The organism is Paenibacillus sp. BR1-192 (assembly GCF_029542445.1).
GTDB lineage: Bacteria > Bacillota > Bacilli > Paenibacillales > Paenibacillaceae > Paenibacillus_AQ > Paenibacillus_AQ lautus_A.
On the sequence record NZ_CP120718.1, the window covers coordinates 5,292,340 to 5,310,888 of the forward strand.

An 18,549-nucleotide genomic window follows, 5' to 3' on the forward strand; every position below is an offset into this window, starting at 1 on the left:
GCCGCTAAACCTCTCTCCGTTGACGGCAAAAAAGCCCGCCGGACAGCATCGTCCGCAGGGCTCTATACTGGGTTCGAGTATGCATGGAAGGGACTCCGAAGGACTCGTTAATTCCCGAATTTCTGCTGCTTGATAGCAGCTTGCTCACGATAATCCCCCGGCGACATTCCCATCAGCTTTTTTAAACATCCGGCCAAACGAGATGGCATTGGAATACCCGACTTCGGTGGCGATATCCTGTACGGGCAGCAGGGTTTCTTCCAGCAGTCTTCGGGCATGGTTCATCCGCAGCTCGATCAAATAATCCACGAATTTCTGGCCGGTCTCCTCCCGGAACAGCTTGCTCAGCGTTTTCCAGTTCATGCCGAAGCGTTCGCTTAAATAATTGAGGGACAGGTCCGGGTTGCTCGAGTTCTGCTCCATAAACAAGCGTACCTTCTGAATCGTGTCCGCATGATTTCGGCCCTCCATGAGAGCGAGGATGCTGTCGTACAGAGCGGATAAAGCCTCCCCGAGTTCCTGTTCCAGCTCCTCCAGCGTATCGGACGACTGAAGCGCGTTCCGTAAGGCAGGCTGCCCCTCCGTAAGCCATAATTCCTGAAATTCCTTCGCCATGCAGGACATTTCGCGTCCCAGCGAGTACATCATGTAATCCGCCAGGTTCACCACGCCGTCCCGGTCCAGCATGTTCTGCTCGATGTTATGGATAAGGGTGATGTATTTTTCCTGCCAATCCTTGTTGACGAGCCGGAAGGACTGCGCCATCGAGCGGATCAGGTTCAGAAAATCGAATGCATTCCCCCGGTCCTCACCGGATACTTCGGCGTAATGAATGATTCGGTTGTCGCCGAGGATCATTTTGTATTTCAATGCGGCGCGTGCCTGCTCATAGGATTCCGGGATATCCGTATACCGCTCCGCTTTCTCCCCGATGCCAACGGTTATGGTCAGCTTCAGGTGCTCCTCCACCCACTGGCGGGCTTGCTCCAGCAGCGTGGCCACATGCCGATTCGGATCCTGATCTTCCGCTGCCGCGAGAACTCCCAGCTTCGAGGCTGAAATCCATTCCGTCCAAAGCATCGTTTCCCGCCCGGCCGCAATTTCTTGAACGACGCTTTTTAAGGCAAACTTGATCAGATACTGGTCCTGCTGGGGATACTGTTCGCAAAACAGCGGGTATTTATCGATTTCAATGACATTGACGATCTGTGGTTGGGACAGGTCCGGCAGCCCCATGGCTTCACGCTGCTCGTTCCACTGCTCCAGATGAGAAGGATACTGTCCCTCCATCAGCTGTTGAAACAGGTACGCTTTGCGCAGGAGCAAATCTTCACGGTGCTGCTGCTGAAAGCTGCTCGCCTGTTCCAGCAGGCTCTCCAGCGCCGATTCGATAAAAGCAAACTCATCCTGTTTGCCGCCATGGAGCAGAACGCTCGTTTTGGTCTGCGAATATTTCGAAATCCGGGACACGATAGCTTCGATCGGCTTATAGTTCCGGCGCGTGACGAATACGATCCAGACCACGCCGGCCATGCACATCAGAAGGCCGACGATAAACCAGACATTGTACAATTGGCTGACGATACCCACCACCCTGCCTTGGGTAAGCCCCCCTTCGTAAACCCATCCGGTGTAAGGGGATACCGCTTGGGACACAAGTTCCCCGTGCTCGGCGCCCGAGGTGCCGGCGATCAAGGAACGGCCCCCGGTGTCCATCACATGAATGAAACTAACTTCGGGATTAACCATGCCCTGAATCATGTTATGTATGGCGTCTACCTTGATATTGACGGCAATCACGCCTTTGCCATGGGTAACGAAGGGGGCATCCCGTACCAGGGTGACCACCTGCTGCGTGCTGTTAAAGCTGAATTCCCGGAAACTCCGCAGGGCACTCCATTTTGCTTCGCTATTGACCTGGCTCAGATAAGGCTGGAGAAAGTCATAATCCGCATAATCCTGCAAACGGAAAGTGGACGAAGAGCTTAGGACGAATTCATCCTGGGTTCGAACGAGGACCATGGAATCCACAAGCGGGTTGGAAACCTTGAACTGCTTCATGGCCTTCACGGCCTGCATGTTCAAATAGACGTTGTCCTGATCCTCTTGATTGAAAAATCCCGACATATCAGGGTTGAACAGCAATTCCTGCACCAGCATCTGATCGATGGCCTTCAGCGAATTGTCGACCGAACGCATCGCCTGCTGAATCATCGTCTCATTAGCCTGGATCGCGCCCTGCCGCGACTGTTCCCCGAGCATTTGGAAAAAGACAAAAAACACAAAGGAAATCACGATAAAGAAGACCGGCATATACGATAAAAGCTGACGGTAAAACCACGCTTTCCTTCCCATAGGCATCCCCCTGAGCGATTAATTCCTTATCTCGTCATCGATTGAAAGTAATTTCATCATAGAAGAACGGACGGGGTTTACCAACACTTTTTTGAACCTCGGAAGAAAAACGCGTCTAAAGCATCATTACTTCCATAGCATTGACTTGGTCTTGATCCTATGGTAATCATACTTATCTTTAGCTGAGGGAAACGCAGAGGAACCGTCGCCGAAAATCTATAAGGGTCTAGGGATTGGGAGGAGTCGGCACAGCGGGTTCACCCTCGCGGCCAAGCCGACGGCTTGCCGTTTCCCTGCGGCCTGTCGCGGATACATGGGCTCCGGCTTTGGCCAAACCGAAGCGCGGCATGTTGTTGTACAGGCATTCATACTGGCCTTCCTGGACCAGATAGGTTTCGTGAAAAATCCCCACGTCCCCTCCCGTTCCGACCTTGCGGTTGAAATCCCGCCATGCCGTCAGGTGGTTGGCTCCGTGGCGGGCATAGCGCTCGAGGTGTTCGAAGCTTCTCCAATATTGGATGAGGGTAAGCCCGCGCCCCGAAAAATGATAAGTACCGTCCATGAAGCCGAGCTCCTCCTTGTTCCGGTATAGCTCCTGCAGCATCGGGGACATGGCGCTCATGACCGGCAGCCACTTATGTACCGCCCACCATTTGTTAATTCGAAACCCGATGACGAATACAACGAAAGAACCGTCCATGTGGGCGGTATATCGACCTGGAATTACTTTGCTCATGCTTGCTCACTCCCCTTCCTTGATTTCGAGCAGACCTAGGTGCGTTTCGTAAAAGCAGCCGATTTCCGTGGAATTGTACAACTGAGCCGTCAGAAACGCCCCGTAAAAAACGGTGAAACAAATCTGTACGGCTTGCTCCAAGGTTAAGGCTTTATTCAGCCTGCCGGCTTGAGCTTCCTCCTTCATGAACCGCTCGAATAGAGCATGCATGTTGGGCGATTCGCTTCCCGCTTCCTCGTGATCGGGAAAGAGCAGCGATACTTCCGCCCGGCTCAGCTCCGGCATGCAGGGCTGCATGTTCTGCTCCGCGAGAAAAGAGATCAAACTCGGCATCATGCCCGGCCTTACTTGATGCTCCTTAGCGACCTCGGACAGCAGATGGCGGAATGCCTGAAACCCTTTTTTCCCTTCCTGGTCGATCTCGATCATCCGATCGGTCAGCCAAACCCGCATAAAATAAATCAGCAAATCCTCTTTGCGTTGATAGAACTTGAAAAAAGTGACCTTGGATATTTCGGCGCTCCTGCAGATGTCCTCCAGCATGACCTGGCTGAACATCCGATCCTTCATCAAAGATAATCCCGCTTCGTACAGCGCGATTTTGTTCTTGGCTTTTTTTAACTCCCTTAATGGGATATCCGGATGTTGCAAGGGAATACACCACCTTTTATTAACTCTTGTAAATAAATTAACACAGGTTAATTTATTTTGTCAAAGTAAAGCGCATCGCGCCCACGGTGCGTAGTCCGGGCTTGCTTGGTTGGCTGTCGATCATAGTGTGTTTATTGAGATTGGATACACGGGGGAATGACTTGGAAGGGAAAGAAAGCTCAGAAATGCCCCTCTTTTTTATGAATAGAGACATGGGGGAAAATGCGAAAATGCGGTAACTGGTAACGGTACTTTGAGAAATGTGCGAAATAAGGTACAGAGAGAATAGCTGGGAACAGGAACGAAGATGACCCACACTGCCGGGAGTTTGCTTTTCAGGAGGGTAAAACAAAAAGGCAAGTTTCAGGTTACATTCCTGATCTCGCCTCTGTTCATAATGGGTATGCAAAAAACGGTGATGCACTGTCAGACAAATCGATAACTAACTACTTAAAGGAGCATAGGCGGCAAAGGAAACTAGCGTTTGTCGGTCCACACTCGGCTTTGGTGATTCTGCCTAGATTGAAGCTACGGCGACGGGGGACAAGAACACCCGCCGAACGCCCACGCCCGTAGCTAACGGACATCAGATACGTTTTTTCCCAGACAAGAGGCCTCGTATCGCGCTAACGGACAGCAGATCCGTTATTTTCCAGGTATGAGGTCCATTAATCGTACTAACGGACACCAGATCCGTTATTTACTCCGCAAACAGCCAAAATACCGCTCTTTTCAGAGAATAACGGATTCCCTGTCCGATAATTTCGCTCAAACCTCTATTTTCTACGAAATAAGGTCTCCTGTGTCCGCTAAACACCGCGTGTACACTGGGCAGATTACCAAGGCATGGCAGGACGGCAATTACCATTGTTCCGCAAGGCCAGGCTTAGCCGCCACACGGCCAAGCGGCTTTGCCAGGGCTTTGACCGCACCACAAGACCAGCGGCATTGACGGTCTTTGGCCGCGCAACACGCCAAAGCCGCATTGCCGGACTTTAACCGCTCCACACGACCGAGCCGCATTCCCGGTCTTTGACCGCGCCTCACGCCCAAGCGGCTTTGCCAGGCTTTCGCCGCGCAACACGGCAAAGCAGCATTGCCGGACTTTAACCGCGCCACACGGCCGAGCCGCATTCCCGGTCTTTGGCCGCGTCACACGGCCAAGCGGCTTTTCCAGGACTTTAACCGCGCCACACGCCCATGCCGCATTGACGGTCTTTGGACGCTCCACACGACCAAAGCTCATTGCCGGACTTTAGCCGCACCACAAGACCAGCGGCATTGCCAGGCTTTGACCACGCCACACGCCCATGCCGCATTGCCGGACTTTAACCGATCCACACGACCGAGCGGCTTTGCCGGACTTTAGCCGCGCAACACGCCAAGCGGCTTTGTCAAGCTTTCGCCGCACCACAAGACCAGCGGCATTGCCGGTCTTTGGCCGCGCCACACGGCCAAGCGGCTCCAGGGCTTTGACCGTTCCACGCTGGCAAGCACCCTGAAGGTATCGCTCCATCGCAATGCCCGATACACCTGTATAAGCATCCCCGTCACACCGCCATACAACTCAACTCACAGCAGTTTAACTCGTAAACGGTCGCTAGAGTACCACGATCACTGGCCCGCCAACACGAAGGTTTTCATCCCCTGGCTGCGGCATCCGCGTAGAAAATAATCGTGTAAAATTTCGTCGTTTCGTTACCAGGGTTGACGTACCGATGAGGCCGGTTAGCCGAGAAATGGACGGAGCTTCCGGCAGGCACGGTATAGCTTTCATCTTCGCGCCAAAGCTCAAGCTCTCCCTGATGCACAAAAATATACTCCTCCACGCCGTCATTATGAGCTTCGGACCCGTGATCGCAGCCCGGATCCATGATGACCATATAAGACTCGAATTTAGTACGCAGGTTGTAGGAGAACAAAGGGTGCACCCGGTACGCGCCTTCTGCCTCGTGAAAAGGCTCCACGTCATCCGGAGAGACCACGGTCACTTCGGTTTCCGCCTCCTCGATGAGCGTGGTGAATGAAATGCCGAGGCCGCTGACGATGCGCCACAATACCGAGATCGTCGGGTTGGAATCCCCACGCTCGATCTGTCCCAGCATGGCTTTGCTGACACCGGTCAACTCGGCTACGTTATCGAGGCTGAGGCCTCGTGATTTACGGATGGCTTGCAGATTTCTCCCTACCTTTTTATGAATGGGTTCCAAGTGTAACCATATCCTCCTTCTGAAACTAAGCCGTTAACTGATCTTGCTCTGATCAGTCCGCCGCTTCTCCATAAGCTTTGACACCATATCATCGGTCATATGGTTCAAATCATATTGTACATCAAATCCCCATTCTTCGCGTGCCGCAGTTGCGTCAATCGAGTCCGGCCATTCGCTTGCAATCGCTTGACGGACCGGATCCACGTCATAGTCAAGGCTGAAATCCGGAATATGCCGGCGAATGCTGGCCGCAATTCCTTCAGGATCGACGCTCATTGCCGTAACATTGAAAGCATTGCGATGCTTCAGCTTAGCCGGATCCGCCTCCATCAATGCAATGATGGCGGAGATCGCATCCGGCATATACATCATATCAAGGTAAGTCCCTTTATCAATAAAAGAAGTATAGCTTCCGCTGCGGATCGCGGCCACATACATCTCAACCGCATAATCCGTCGTTCCCCCACCCGGAGGCGCGGAATGAGAGATCAGTCCCGGAAAGCGTAATCCGCGGGTATCCACTCCGTATTTATGGTAATAATAGTCGCACAACAGCTCCCCGGAGACCTTGCTGACTCCATACATGGTTAGCGGACGCTGCAGCGTGTCTTGCGGCGTTGCGTTTTTGGGGGTGTCCGCCCCGAATGCCGCGATGGAGCTCGGCGTAAAGAACTGGCAGGACAAGGCCCGCGCCGTCTCCAGCGCACTTAACAGACCACCCATATTCAGATTCCAGGCCAGTGCCGGATTGGATTCTGCCTTGGCCGACAACAGAGCCGCTAGATGAATGATCGTATCTGCCCGAAACTCTTTAGCCGCTTCGTGAAATGTATGGTGATCGGTTACGTCCAGTGTTTTGAACGGTCCCGATAGGACCGTTTCATGATGGATTTGGCGAATGTCCGTTGCAAGAACGGCTTCTTCGCCGTAAATCTGGCGCAATTTCGCCACCAGGTCTGAGCCGATCTGACCGAGTGCACCGGTTACCATAATTCGTTTCATAAACTCGTGCCCCCTTATTAGATCAGACCCAGCTCGCGTCCGATGGTTTCATATGCGGAAAGTGCGCGATCCAGCATCTCCTTCGTATGCATGGCGGTTGGCATATTCCGAACTCTTCCCGTACCTTTTGGTACCGTCGGGAACACGATCGATTTGGCATACACGCCTTCTTCGTACAATCTCGTGCTGAATGTCTGGGTCGTTGCTTCATCTCCGATGATGCAAGGCGTAATCGGAGTTTCCGTGCGGCCGACGGAATAACCAAGGCGCTTAAGGCCTTCCTGCAGATAACGGGTGTTCTCCCACAGCTTCGTTTGCAGGTCTTTGCTGTTCTGCAGGATGTCGATAGCGGTAATGCAAGCGGCTACGGTACCTGGAGGCAGCGCAGTCGAGAACAAGAACGGACGGCTGCGAACCTTGAGCCAATCCACCAGGTCGTGCGATCCGGCAACATAACCGCCGACAACGCCAACCGCTTTGGACAGGGTTCCGATCTGGATATCCACCCGATCCGACAACCCGAAATGCTTCACGGTGCCTGCACCGCCGCCAAGCACGCCCGATCCATGCGCGTCATCCACGTAAGTGATCAGATCATAGGTCTCGGCGATCTCCACGATTTCGGGGAGTTTTGCAATGTCGCCATCCATCGAGAACACGCCATCGGTAATCACCATGATCTTGCCGTATAAACCGGATTCTCTCGCTTCTTTTGCTTTCGAACGCAAATCGTCCATGTCCGAATGGTTAAACCGAATAACCTTCGCCTTGGTCAACCGGCAGCCGTCAATAATGGACGCATGGTTCAGCTCATCCGACAAAATGGCATCCCCGGCACCCATCACCGCCGAGATCGCCGCCATATTGCAATTGAAACCGGACTGATACGTCAGCACCGCTTCAGTTCCCTTGAACTGCGCAAGCTTCTCCTCAAGCTCTACATGAAGTGAAAGCGTTCCGTTAATGGAGCGAACGGCGCCGCTTCCTGTTCCGAAATCGGTCGTAGCCCGGATGGCTGCTTCTTTCAGTCGCTCATCATTTGCCAGTCCGAGATAGTTGTTGGAAGATAAATTCACGAATTCACGACCCTGAATGGTAATGAGCGGACCGTTCGGACTTTCAAGAGGCTGGATGGTATTATAGAGCCCTTGCTGCTTGAGTTCCGTTAGATTATCCTGTAAGAAAGCGCTTAACGATTGACTGGACATATGAAATTCCTCCCGTGGATCCGAAGTATCTTAACGTACATATCATTTACCATTCCATTGTATGCAAAAAGTCACACGCATGCAATATCCTGTACATAAATATGTTATATTAGATTTTCTAGCAAAAAAAATCCCCTCAGCATTCATGGTAGGCTGCCTGCCAGCCTGCCGTTATGAGTACTAAAGGGTGAATGAATAATTACGAGGCCCAAATTTCGTACACGAAATCTTTAATGAACCTCAGTTTCTCCAACTGCTGTTCTCCCGTTTGGGCGAGTAAGAAAGGTATCCATCATGCTGCTGTTATAAGTAAGTCTAATAAACTATAGCCAGCTATAGTATGAAGCTATCCCATCAAAATCAGGTGGCAATCGCTTCATGCAGCGCCTCGACATAAGCTGCGGCAAGCTTGGACAGGGTCGCGTTTTTATGGCTGATCCATCCGACGTTGATCGTCTCATCGCAGGCGAGCGGAACCGGAATAATCTCGTTCCCGTTCAGGTCGGCGCTCAGCACCCCGGTCGAAATGGTATACCCGTTCAGACCGATCAACAGATTGAACAGGGTTGCACGGTCATTGACCCGGATGCTTTTTTTGTGAGACAGCGTGCTGAGGATTTCCTCCGAGAAGTGGAACGAATTGTATTCCCCCTGCTCGAAGGATAAATACGGATAATTCTGAAGCTCGTCAATGGTCACGATCGACTGCTTGGCCAGCGGATTTTTGATGCTGATAAAAATATGCGGCCTGGCCGTAAACAAGCTGGTAAACTGAAGCCCTGCATCCTTCAGCAGCTTGTTGATCACCTTGGCATTGAATTCGTTCAGGTAGAGAATGCCGATCTCGCTGCGCAGGGTTTTGACGTCCTGGATGATTTCGTAGGTCTTCGTTTCTCTCAGCGCCAATTCGTACTCATCCTGCCCGTATTCCTGGACCAGCTTCACGAAGGCATTGACCGCAAAGGCGTAGTGCTGCGTGGATACCGAAAAATGCTGCGGGGAAGGTTTTGCGTTCAGATAACGCCCTTCCAGAAGCTCTGCCTGCTCCACCACCTGCCGCGCATAGCCGAGGAACTCCGCGCCTTCTTTGGACAAGGATATTCCTTTGTTCGTCCGCTCGAATATCGTAATGCGAAGCTCTTCCTCCAGATCCTTGATCGCGTTGGAAAGGCTGGGCTGGGAAATAAATAATCGTTTGGCCGCCTCGTTCATGGAACCACGGTTGGCAACCTCGATGGCATACTTTAATTGTTGTAAGGTCAAAGTGATTCCCCCTTTTTATACTTCATTTTCAAAAACACTCGTACATCATATCTGCTGCTATTCATGCTACAGAGGCAGAAATACAGAAACACCGCCCCTGCCAGGTCCGCTTTGTACTTGGATGGATCACCGTGAGCAGATGGAATCCGGCTAGCAATCGAAAGCACCAATCGGTTTGGAGACTGCTGCATCAACTTTAGAACCATTATAACCCGTTTCCATCATAAGAAGTGATCTGGTGGAACATCTATATCAGATCCAAAAAACGCGGCCGGGATGTCGATGCATCTCATGTATGAGGGGGTTTACACGCCTTACGAAATCGGGAGTGCCACCGTAAATAAACACGAATGAACAAAAAAACAAGCGCCGATCACCAGGCTTCCGGAGCCAGCGGTAATCGAGCGCTTGTTTGCAATTGTTAATACTAGCTAAGCCTCTAAATATTCACCTTATACCCTAAAGCCAGTTCATCCCCGGGAAGCCCACGGATTCCCCAGTTGTGCTGCGGCGTTTCGAAAATCGTAATCTCCACGTCCTGGGAAGAGACATGCAGCGTATGCTGAATCCGCTCGAACAATAATCGAATCAGCTGTTTCTTAGCCTCCACCGTCCGGCCTTCAAATATGCTGATCTCGATCACCGTGTAACGATCCGTTCTCCCGTCAGGGAAGTAGAAATCCTCCCGACTCATGGGAAAAAAACGATGAAATTTCTTATCCGCCGGAAGTTCAAATGCGTCTACCACGCACGAATGTATCACTTCCGACAGCTGCTCCTTCACCGGGTTCAGCCGCTCCCGGACGCCGTAAATTTTGATCTGTGCCATGCTCTGCTCATCTCCTCTAATCTCATCTAAACTAAAGGCTATGTCACCTTGTCGTTATATTCGTTTCAGGCAGTAAATAATCCTTCCTGCCCCGTCCCTATTCCCCCGTCTGGAACTGCTTCTTTGCCCACTCGACATAGGACGGATGGCTTCGGATCAATTCTTCATGCGTGCCGCTTCCCGTAATATGACCCTTCTCAAGCACAATAATCTGGTCCGCCTCGACGACGGTCGATAACCGATGGGCAATGACCACGGTCGTTCGTTCCACCATCAGATTGTTCAGCGCCTTCTGCACTTCGTGCTCGGAGTCGCTGTCCAGGCTTGCCGTCGCTTCATCCAGCAGCAGGATGTCCGGCTTCCGCAGCAAAGCCCTTGCAATCGCGACCCGTTGGCGCTGACCTCCGGATAACTGGATGCCCCGCTCGCCAACCTCCGTGTCGTACCCTCTCGGCAAGGCCTCGATAAACCCTTCCGCGTACGCGAGCCGCGCTGCTTCCGCAATCTCCTCGTCGGAGACCGTCTCCTCTCGCCCATAGACGATATTGTCCCGAATCGTTCCGGTCATGAGCGGGCTGTCCTGGGACACATATCCGAGCTTTCGTCGCCAGGACTCCAGCGTATAATCGCGGATTGCTTCCGAACCGAAGCAAATCTCCCCGCCGGATGGCGCATAGAAACGCTCGATCAAGGAAAAAACCGTGGTTTTGCCGCTGCCGCTGGGCCCGACCAGGGCAGTGACCTTCTTGGCTGGAATGGAAAAGGTTACGTCGGACAGAATGGTTTCACCTTCATGGTAAGCAAACATAACCTTTTTGAATTCAACGTCCCGATGACCTTCCGGTGCCGGCCGCACCGCACGATGATCGCTCTCCGGTTCGAATTCAAGGATAAGCCGCAATCTCTCGGTTGCCGCCATCACCTTCTGGAGCTGGGAGTAAAACGTGGCGAACTGGCTGAAAGGAAACATGATTTGGAAGAGCAGCAGGATAAACGATACCAGCTCGCCGGCGCTGAGCGCACCGGAAGAAACGCGAACGCCGCCGTATCCGATGATGACCACCAGCAGAACGACCATGACCATCGACATCAACGGAATCAGAACCGAGTTAATCTTGGCTTCCTTCATGCCGAAACGGTACAGGCTGTCCATATCCTCATACCCGCTTTTCTCCTCCCTCCGCTCTGCATTGGAGGCTTTCACCAGCCTGATCTCGCCGATCACCTGGGTCAGCATGGCGGACAGCTGGGCCAGCTGTCCATACATGCTGATGGAGATTTTGTACATTTTTCCGCCGATGGGCATCAAAATGCCGAACCCGACCGGAACGGCAATCAGGATGATGAGGGTCATCCGCCAATCCAGGTAAAACAGGATCGCAACAGCCCCCAAAACGGTCAGCAGATTCGAGCAAAAAGCGATCAGATGATCCGTGATCAGCGTCTTTACTTCATTCGTATCGTTGGTCACACGGCTCATCGTCTCGGCCGAGCGATGCTTGTCGAAGAACGGAACCGGCAGGGCCAGCACCTTCGTCCAGAGCCGTTTCCGAATTTTGTTCACCGTCTGGTTCCCGACATAGGCAAGCATATAATACGAAAGACCGCTGGCCACGGCTTCCAGCAGGAAGAGGACGGCCAGAAAGCCGACCATGCGAATATTAAACGCATCTGCGGCGAAATTATCGATGAGCTGGCCGGTGATGAGCGGGACGATAAGTCCCGTCACCGCCCCGACCAAACTTAATACGATCGCCAGAAACAGCACCAGCTTCGGAATGCCCGAAGAACGCAGCAGCTTGATAAAATATCGAACCGTGGTTTTTGTTACCTTGCCTTTCTCATCTACGGTTTGCTCCTTTCCAACTTCCTCCCTTCTCGTTCAACCCGTCACATATAGATTTCTTTGATAAAGCGGCCGGTAAACGAGGCTTCCACTGCAGCCACTTCTTCGGGTGTTCCTGTCGCCACCAGCGATCCGCCGGCTGCTCCCCCGCCAGGCCCGATATCGATGATCCAATCGGAATTCCAGATCAGGTCCAGATTGTGCTCAACCAAAATCACGGTGTTCCCCGCATCCACCAAACGGTTTAACAGGACGAGAAGCTGCCGGACATCGCCCGGGTGAAGTCCGGTCGAGGGTTCGTCCAGCAAATAGAGCGTGTGGTTTTTCGTTTTTTTACTCAGTTCCTTTGCTAATTTGATCCGCTGTCCCTCGCCGCCCGACAGGGTGCTCACCGATTGTCCCCACTTCAAATATCCAAGTCCGACATCGCAGAGCAGCCGGGTCAATTCCATGATCTTTGGCTTCACTTCCAGCAGGGCAAGACTTTCCTCAATCGTCATATCCAGAATATCGGAAATGGTGTAACCGTTAAAAGTCACCCGGAGAACCTCTTCCTTGAAGCGCTTGCCCTTGCAGTCCGGGCAGCGTACTTCCAGCTCCGGCAGAAAGTGCATATGCACGGACACGACGCCAAGGCCTTGGCATGTCTCACAGCGCCCGCCTTGCGTATTAAAAGAGAAGTGCTTGGCCGTCAGTTGATTCTGTTTAGCTTCCGGCAAGCTGGCGTACCAGTTTCTGATATGAGTGTAAACATCCGTATAGGTAGCAATGTTAGATCGCTGCATTCGGGATACCGGCGATTGGTCAACCTTGATCAGCTGTCCCACCGATTCCCAGCCCGTGATGGCTTTGCAGCCGATTGGAGTTGATTGATCGCTTCCGGATTCCGCCAGAAGATCAAATAAAAGCGTGGATTTACCAGATCCCGATACGCCTGTCACCGATATGAGACAGCCTAGCGGGAAAGAGGTCGTAATATGTTTCAGATTTCTCAGATGTGCATCCTCGATCGTCAGCAGGCTGCCGTTTCCGGTCCTGCGACGACTCGGAGCCGCCAGCATCGTGGGATCCCGGAAATACGATCCGGTCACGGACTCGGGATTCCCTATCAATTCCTCCAGCGTTCCTTGACCGACGACCGTGCCGCCCATCGTTCCCGCACCCGGTCCGATATCAATGATATGATCGGCGGCCCGCATCACTTCTTCGTCATGCTCGATGACAAGCACCGTGTTGCCGAGATCCCTCAGTTGCTTCAGAACCTGGATAAGTCCCCTGGTATCTTTGGGATGCAGACCCGTCGTCGGTTCGTCCAAAATGTACAGCACGCCCGTGAGGCCGGAGCCCAGAATCGATGCGAGCCGAAGCCTCTGAGCTTCCCCGCCCGACATCGTGACGACCTGCCTCTCCATGGACATGTAACCCAGCCCGACATCCATGATGCGCTTTAGTCTCACGACGGAATCATAAATGAGCGGTTCCACGATCGTTAATTGGTCCGCCTTCAGCTTCTTCAGCAGCGCCTCCATCCAATTCAGCGCTTCCCCGATCGACCATGCGTTAACTTCGTTAATGGAGACGCCGGCAATCCAGACGCGGCGGCTGTCCTCCTTCAGCTTCGTTCCGTGGCAATCCGGGCAGACATGCTCATGAAACAGGGACGCTTCCCCGGACTCGCTCCCCTTCTCCCGGTACCTTCTCCATATTCCGGTGACTACGCCCTCGTACTTGCCTTGTCCTACGGACTTCGGCGGCTTTACGTCAGGAAAGTGCCGGCTGAACGGCTCACTCTCCACGCCATAATACAGGAGATCGCGCTGAACGTCGCCATAATCCCGAAGCGGCATAAACTCATCGAACACAAACCCGTAATACTTGGCTGCTGCTTTCAGAATGCTGATGTTATAATCGGTAAGAGCGCTGTACCATATTGCCACCCCGCCGTCTCTTAGGCTTAAGTCAAGCTGGAACACGGCTTCCATGTTCAGGCTGACCGTTTGACCGAGTCCGCTGCATGTTTCGCATGCGCCTTCCGGCTTGTTAAAGGAAAAATGCGACATCGTCAATTTGTCGAGACCATGACCGCATCGCCTACAATGAACCGTCTCGTGGGAATCGCTGATTTCTTCCTCGTCAGAAGGACCGTGATAGGCTTCTCCGTCCACACTTGGTATCACCTTGTCGCCGCAGGAAGGACAGCTTCGTTCCCCCAGCTTGGCAAACAGAATCCGGAGCAGCGTATAGATATCCGTCACCGTTCCGATGGTGGATCTCGGGTTCCGGTTCGTAATGTGCTGACCCACGCTGATCGACGGGGAGAGCCCTTCAATCGAATCCACCTTCGGCTTGCTGACCGTGTCCGACACCATGCCCATGGATTCCATGTACTGCCGCTGACATTCCCGCTGCAGCGTATCCATGGCCAGCGTGGACTTGCCCGAGCCGGACGGACCTGTCATGACGACCAGTTTGTATTTGGGAATCTCAAGCGAAACATTTTTCAGATTGTTCTCCCTGGCACCGCGAATCTTAATCGTTCCTTCCATCTTCCCTACCTCCTTCATTTTACAAACCCATCTTACAACATTGATGCAAGTACAAAATTTCAAACCTGCGAAGGTTGCTCCACCACTGTTTTCAACGGCGAAAGCCGTCACGGAGCTTTAAGGTTTATGTACAATGTTTGAAGCCCTGTTGGTTGTCTGTGCACCGCAATTGACTTTATAATAGGCTATGAATATCTACGCTACGTATCGTGTTTTCTGAGGAGAGGTACCCATGCCGAAAAAAATCGCACCCGAATTTTATTTTATTGGCAACCATCCCGTGCTGGATTTCGTGAATACCAAGATCGCTGTCAACGCTCAGCCGCTGGATTTGCTGGATACTTTCGATTCTTTAATGGATTGGATGGTGAAGGCGAACCTGCTGTCTGAGGCGGAACGCAACCTGCGCAAGGCGGTATATAACGGCAACGAGGAGGAAGCCCGGATCGTGGAGTCCGCCAGATTGCTCCGCGACCACATCTTTCACCTGATTCAGCCGGGCAGTGCGAACGAGAGTTCAACCGAAGCAAGCCTGCAGTTCATCAACGGGCTGCTGAAGGAGCAAATCATGCGCACCGTGCTCGTGGCCGAAGACAGCGCGTACAGCCGCAAAAGCCGGATGCTTTTTCGGAAGCCGCTGGACCTGCTGAGCCCGATCGCCGCATCTGCCGTTGATTTTTTAACTACCCATGACTTGAAGCTGGTGAAAAAATGCGAAAATCCGGCGTGCGTGCTTCGCTTTTACGACAATAGCAAAAACGGCACAAGGCGCTGGTGCAGCCCCAAAACATGCGGAAACCGCATGAAGGTCGCTGCTTATCTGGAGCGTCAGAAACAACAAACGAAGGAATCTTAGATAAACCGTCTAAGATTCCTTTTTTAATACCCAAAATAACACTTTACAGGTTAAAATAAGAAGTATATAATACCCTTAAACTAATTTTGGTGGTTAATAAAACGAAAGGAGGCATTCTACTAATTAAATGACGGCTAGTCAAAAGGATCTACATAGCAATCGTTTCTTAAAAAATCGCAGGTATTCAAGGAGGCGTTTATCCAATGGAAGATAAAATCCAGTATCATACGGTTCAAATCAACGGTTTGAACATTTTTTACCGTGAAGCAGGAGCTCCCGGCTCGCCTGTCGTATTACTGCTGCATGGTTTCCCGACTTCCAGCCATATGTATCGTCAATTGATTCCGGCCCTTGCCGATCAGTATCATGTGATCGCACCTGATTATCCAGGATTTGGTTACAGCAGCGCACCAGACCATGATCAGTTCCGGTACAGCTTTGAGCATTTCAGTCAGCTCATCGAAGAATTGCTGGCCCAATTAAATATCCAGACCTTCTATATGTACTTGATGGACTATGGTGCACCCGTCGGGTTCCGGATCGCGTCGCGACATCCCGAGCGGATCCGAGGCCTGATCATTCAGAACGGGAACGCCTACGATGAGGGACTCGAAGAATTCTGGAATCCCATTAAAGCTTACTGGGAAGATCCGGCAAACCCGGATAAACGCGAGGCTCTGCGCTGGCTTACCAGCATCGAGGCAACGAAGTGGCAGTATACGCATGGTCTCGATGACGCCTCCCTCATCAGCCCGGACACCTATACCTTGGATCAAGCGCTGCTCGACCGTCCCGGCAATCAGGAAATTCAACTGGATTTGTTCCTGGATTACGGATCGAATCCTCCCTTGTATCCGGCTTGGCAGCAATATTTCCGCAATGCTCAGCCGCCAACCCTGATTGTGTGGGGGCAAGGCGACCACATCTTCCCTGAGAACGGAGCCCATCCGTATCAGCGTGATTTGCCTCATGCCGAGCTGCATCTTCTAAAGGGTGCCGGTCATTTTGCATTGGAATCCCATGGACCGGAAATCGTTCAATACATTCGGGCATTTTTGGAACGGCAATGATTCTGAGCATGATTCACACCCAAGGTGACAGGTTATTTTTTCATCCGTCTTTTCTCGGAAACGCACTTCATGATACAATCCCCCAATAAGTAAGGATTCAGGCAGATCCGGATGAAGTAGGGGGGACATCATGGGCATCCGACCGATTGATATCGCCAAGAAACTCGGGATTACCACAAGTGCGCTCAAGCACTATGAGAAATGGGGAATTGTCCCTACTGCCGAGCGTGCGCCGAACGGCTACCGGTTATATACCGAGGAGCATGCCGCTTATTTCGAGTGCATCCGCGCCATGTTTCCCGGTTTCGGCGTAGACGTGACGAAGCAAGTCATGAAGAAGCTGCAGGAAAGGGAGCTGGATGATGCGCTCTGGATCGTAAGCGAGGTGCAAGCCCGCCTCCAGCAGGATAAAATCCTTGCGGAGCGGACCATCCGCATTCTGGAAACGGAGCAGCTTGACGCAGTCGATGCCCGAGGCCGCAAGAAAGAGCTGACCATCGGGGAGGTTGCGGCCGAGATCGGCGTTCCCTCCTCGGCCATCCGCCATTGGGAGAAGGAAGGCGTCCTTATTCTGCCGCGGGATCAGGTTAACGGCTACCGGAAATTCGATGGTGCCCAAATCCGGCAGATTATGATCATTCGGATTCTCCGCTCAGCCAATTACCCGCTTGAAGTCATCAAGGACGTCCTGCATGAGCTCGAGCATCATCAGGTTCATAACGCCAGACGGGTGCTCAAGGACACGCTGGTGTACCTCAATCACCTCAATCATAACCAGATACGCGGCGTGCACTACTTATATCAATTGTGCCAAGTATTGAAGTTAATGTAATCCGCTATCCATTCGCACATTGGTTATTGCTGTAACAAAAAAACAAACCCGGAGCCTCATCCGGGTTTGTTTGTGTGTATGTGCCGCTTATGGATTAACCTTGATGGAACCGACCGAGGTCGTCAGGGATATTTTCGCTCCGCCGCCGTTGACGTCGCTCTGTCCCCGGCTTGCTCCTGTAATCTGTCCAAGCTCGGTTTCGGTATTCAGCGTATATTTCATGGACGGCGCGAACGCAGCGGTGATGCTGCCTGCCGATGTGTTGGCCGTCAGCGAGCCGTCCGGGTCGATCTGCCCAATATCCAGCTTGATGCTGCCCGCTTCGGATACGATCCTGGAGCTGCCCGTGATTTCCGTTTGGTTGAGTTGAACTTCCCCGGCTCCCAGCTGCAGCTCGAAAGCCCCCTTCAGCTCGTTCACCCTTACCTTCCCGACATCATTCTTGATACGGATATTCTGCAGGGCTTCCGGTACCTCGATCACATAATCGATCATAAATCCGGAATCGCCGAACTGCTTCTGCGACCAGTCCCACAGGCTAATGCCGGAGTCGTCTCTAGGATGCGTCCTTAATTCCAGCATGCCATCCTGGAGCGCCAAGGAGGTAGCGGCCTGCTCCGTCACCCGGGTGCGAATGTTATCGTTCTTGAAAAAGCTTTCGTTGAACCACACGGTTGTTTTCACGTTGACCTCGCTACCGGGGACCGCGATAAGCTCGATATTGCCTACGGCATGATCGATGACCAGTCCCTCGGCCGTGCCGGCTTCCTGAGCCGTCGTCCATTCGAACTCCTTCCCTTCCCGTTTTACTTGATCGCTGATGGCTATCGCCGATTCGCCGGCTAGGTTCCCGATTTGCGCTAATTTATCAAGCTCCCGGTTTACGGCTTCATCGGCATTTTGGGCAGCATCGCATCCGACCAGCACGGCAAATATCAACAGCGACGAAATTTTCACGGCCAGCATGCTCTGTTTTCTCTTCAAATCCTCCACGTCCATTCCTGTTTATGTATATGTCCATTATATCGCGGAGGAAAAAGTTCACACGCTGCCGCGGACCAGTTTCTTCCTGGACCTTAGTCTGGGACGCCCCCTCCGTCTTTTGTATGACGCTGCACGTTCGGATCATTCTTCCAATCGCTGTT

The 18,549-nt window shown here is 52.4% G+C and carries 16 protein-coding genes; 3 read left to right on the forward strand and 13 right to left on the reverse strand.

Translation table 11 applies throughout. The features are described 5' to 3' along the window. Positions 1-144: 144 nt before the first annotated feature. The 12 genes from P0X86_RS23870 to uvrA form a co-directional block, all read right to left on the reverse strand. A complete protein-coding gene (locus tag P0X86_RS23870) occupies positions 145-2,355 on the reverse strand; it encodes a helix-turn-helix domain-containing protein (protein ID WP_277746633.1) in 2,211 nt (736 codons plus the stop codon). A 226-nt stretch (positions 2,356-2,581) separates the two neighbouring features. Beyond that, positions 2,582-3,091: a DUF4188 domain-containing protein gene (locus P0X86_RS23875; RefSeq protein ID WP_277746634.1), complete on the reverse strand. Its 510-nt coding sequence runs from the start codon at positions 3,089-3,091 to the stop codon at positions 2,582-2,584. A gap of 6 nt (positions 3,092-3,097) precedes the next feature. Beyond that, positions 3,098-3,742 carry a TetR/AcrR family transcriptional regulator gene (locus P0X86_RS23880; RefSeq protein ID WP_192571003.1) on the reverse strand — a complete coding sequence of 215 codons (645 nt, stop codon included), beginning with the start codon at positions 3,740-3,742 and terminating at the stop codon, positions 3,098-3,100. A gap of 861 nt (positions 3,743-4,603) precedes the next feature. After that, entirely contained in the window at positions 4,604-4,861 is a 258-nt protein-coding gene (locus tag P0X86_RS23885; RefSeq protein ID WP_277746635.1) for a hypothetical protein, read from the reverse strand. Between the two features lie 246 nt (positions 4,862-5,107). Beyond that, the gene (locus P0X86_RS23890) at positions 5,108-5,287 is read right to left on the reverse strand and encodes a hypothetical protein (protein ID WP_277746636.1); all 180 of its coding nucleotides are present in this window, start codon (positions 5,285-5,287) and stop codon (positions 5,108-5,110) included. A gap of 95 nt (positions 5,288-5,382) precedes the next feature. Then, a complete protein-coding gene (locus P0X86_RS23895; RefSeq protein ID WP_090909377.1) occupies positions 5,383-5,952 on the reverse strand; it encodes a helix-turn-helix domain-containing protein in 570 nt (189 codons plus the stop codon). A 33-nt stretch (positions 5,953-5,985) separates the two neighbouring features. Further along, on the reverse strand, positions 5,986-6,954 hold the full coding sequence (locus P0X86_RS23900; RefSeq protein ID WP_277746637.1) for an NAD-dependent epimerase/dehydratase family protein: 969 nt from the start codon (positions 6,952-6,954) through the stop codon (positions 5,986-5,988). A 17-nt stretch (positions 6,955-6,971) separates the two neighbouring features. Then, positions 6,972-8,162 (reverse strand): glycine C-acetyltransferase, encoded by a 1,191-nt coding sequence (locus P0X86_RS23905; protein WP_277746638.1) that lies wholly within the window; start codon positions 8,160-8,162, stop codon positions 6,972-6,974. Positions 8,163-8,522: 360 nt separating this feature from the next. Then, entirely contained in the window at positions 8,523-9,425 is a 903-nt protein-coding gene (locus tag P0X86_RS23910) for a LysR family transcriptional regulator (protein ID WP_009593611.1), read from the reverse strand. Positions 9,426-9,864: 439 nt separating this feature from the next. After that, positions 9,865-10,254: a tautomerase family protein gene (locus P0X86_RS23915; protein ID WP_096776105.1), complete on the reverse strand. Its 390-nt coding sequence runs from the start codon at positions 10,252-10,254 to the stop codon at positions 9,865-9,867. A 97-nt stretch (positions 10,255-10,351) separates the two neighbouring features. Beyond that, a complete protein-coding gene (locus tag P0X86_RS23920; RefSeq protein WP_277749085.1) occupies positions 10,352-12,058 on the reverse strand; it encodes an ABC transporter ATP-binding protein in 1,707 nt (568 codons plus the stop codon). 86 nt (positions 12,059-12,144) lie between these two features. Beyond that, positions 12,145-14,646, reverse strand: coding sequence for an excinuclease ABC subunit UvrA (gene uvrA / locus P0X86_RS23925; protein ID WP_277746639.1), 2,502 nt, complete (start codon positions 14,644-14,646; stop codon positions 12,145-12,147). A 232-nt stretch (positions 14,647-14,878) separates the two neighbouring features. On the opposite strand from uvrA, the gene P0X86_RS23930 reads away from it, so the two are divergent. The 3 genes from P0X86_RS23930 (at position 14,879) to P0X86_RS23940 (ending at position 17,404) form a co-directional block, all read left to right on the forward strand. Further along, entirely contained in the window at positions 14,879-15,502 is a 624-nt protein-coding gene (locus tag P0X86_RS23930) for a CGNR zinc finger domain-containing protein (RefSeq protein ID WP_213579420.1), read from the forward strand. Positions 15,503-15,705: 203 nt separating this feature from the next. Next, the gene (locus tag P0X86_RS23935; RefSeq protein WP_277746640.1) at positions 15,706-16,572 is read left to right on the forward strand and encodes an alpha/beta fold hydrolase; all 867 of its coding nucleotides are present in this window, start codon (positions 15,706-15,708) and stop codon (positions 16,570-16,572) included. Positions 16,573-16,702: 130 nt separating this feature from the next. Then, positions 16,703-17,404, forward strand: a complete 702-nt coding sequence (locus P0X86_RS23940) for a MerR family transcriptional regulator (RefSeq protein ID WP_213579422.1) — start codon at positions 16,703-16,705, stop codon at positions 17,402-17,404. 87 nt (positions 17,405-17,491) lie between these two features. Here P0X86_RS23940 and P0X86_RS23945 read toward each other — a convergent pair whose 3' ends face one another. Beyond that, positions 17,492-18,397, reverse strand: a complete 906-nt coding sequence (locus tag P0X86_RS23945; protein WP_228468862.1) for a DUF4097 family beta strand repeat-containing protein — start codon at positions 18,395-18,397, stop codon at positions 17,492-17,494. Positions 18,398-18,549: the final 152 nt, after the last annotated feature.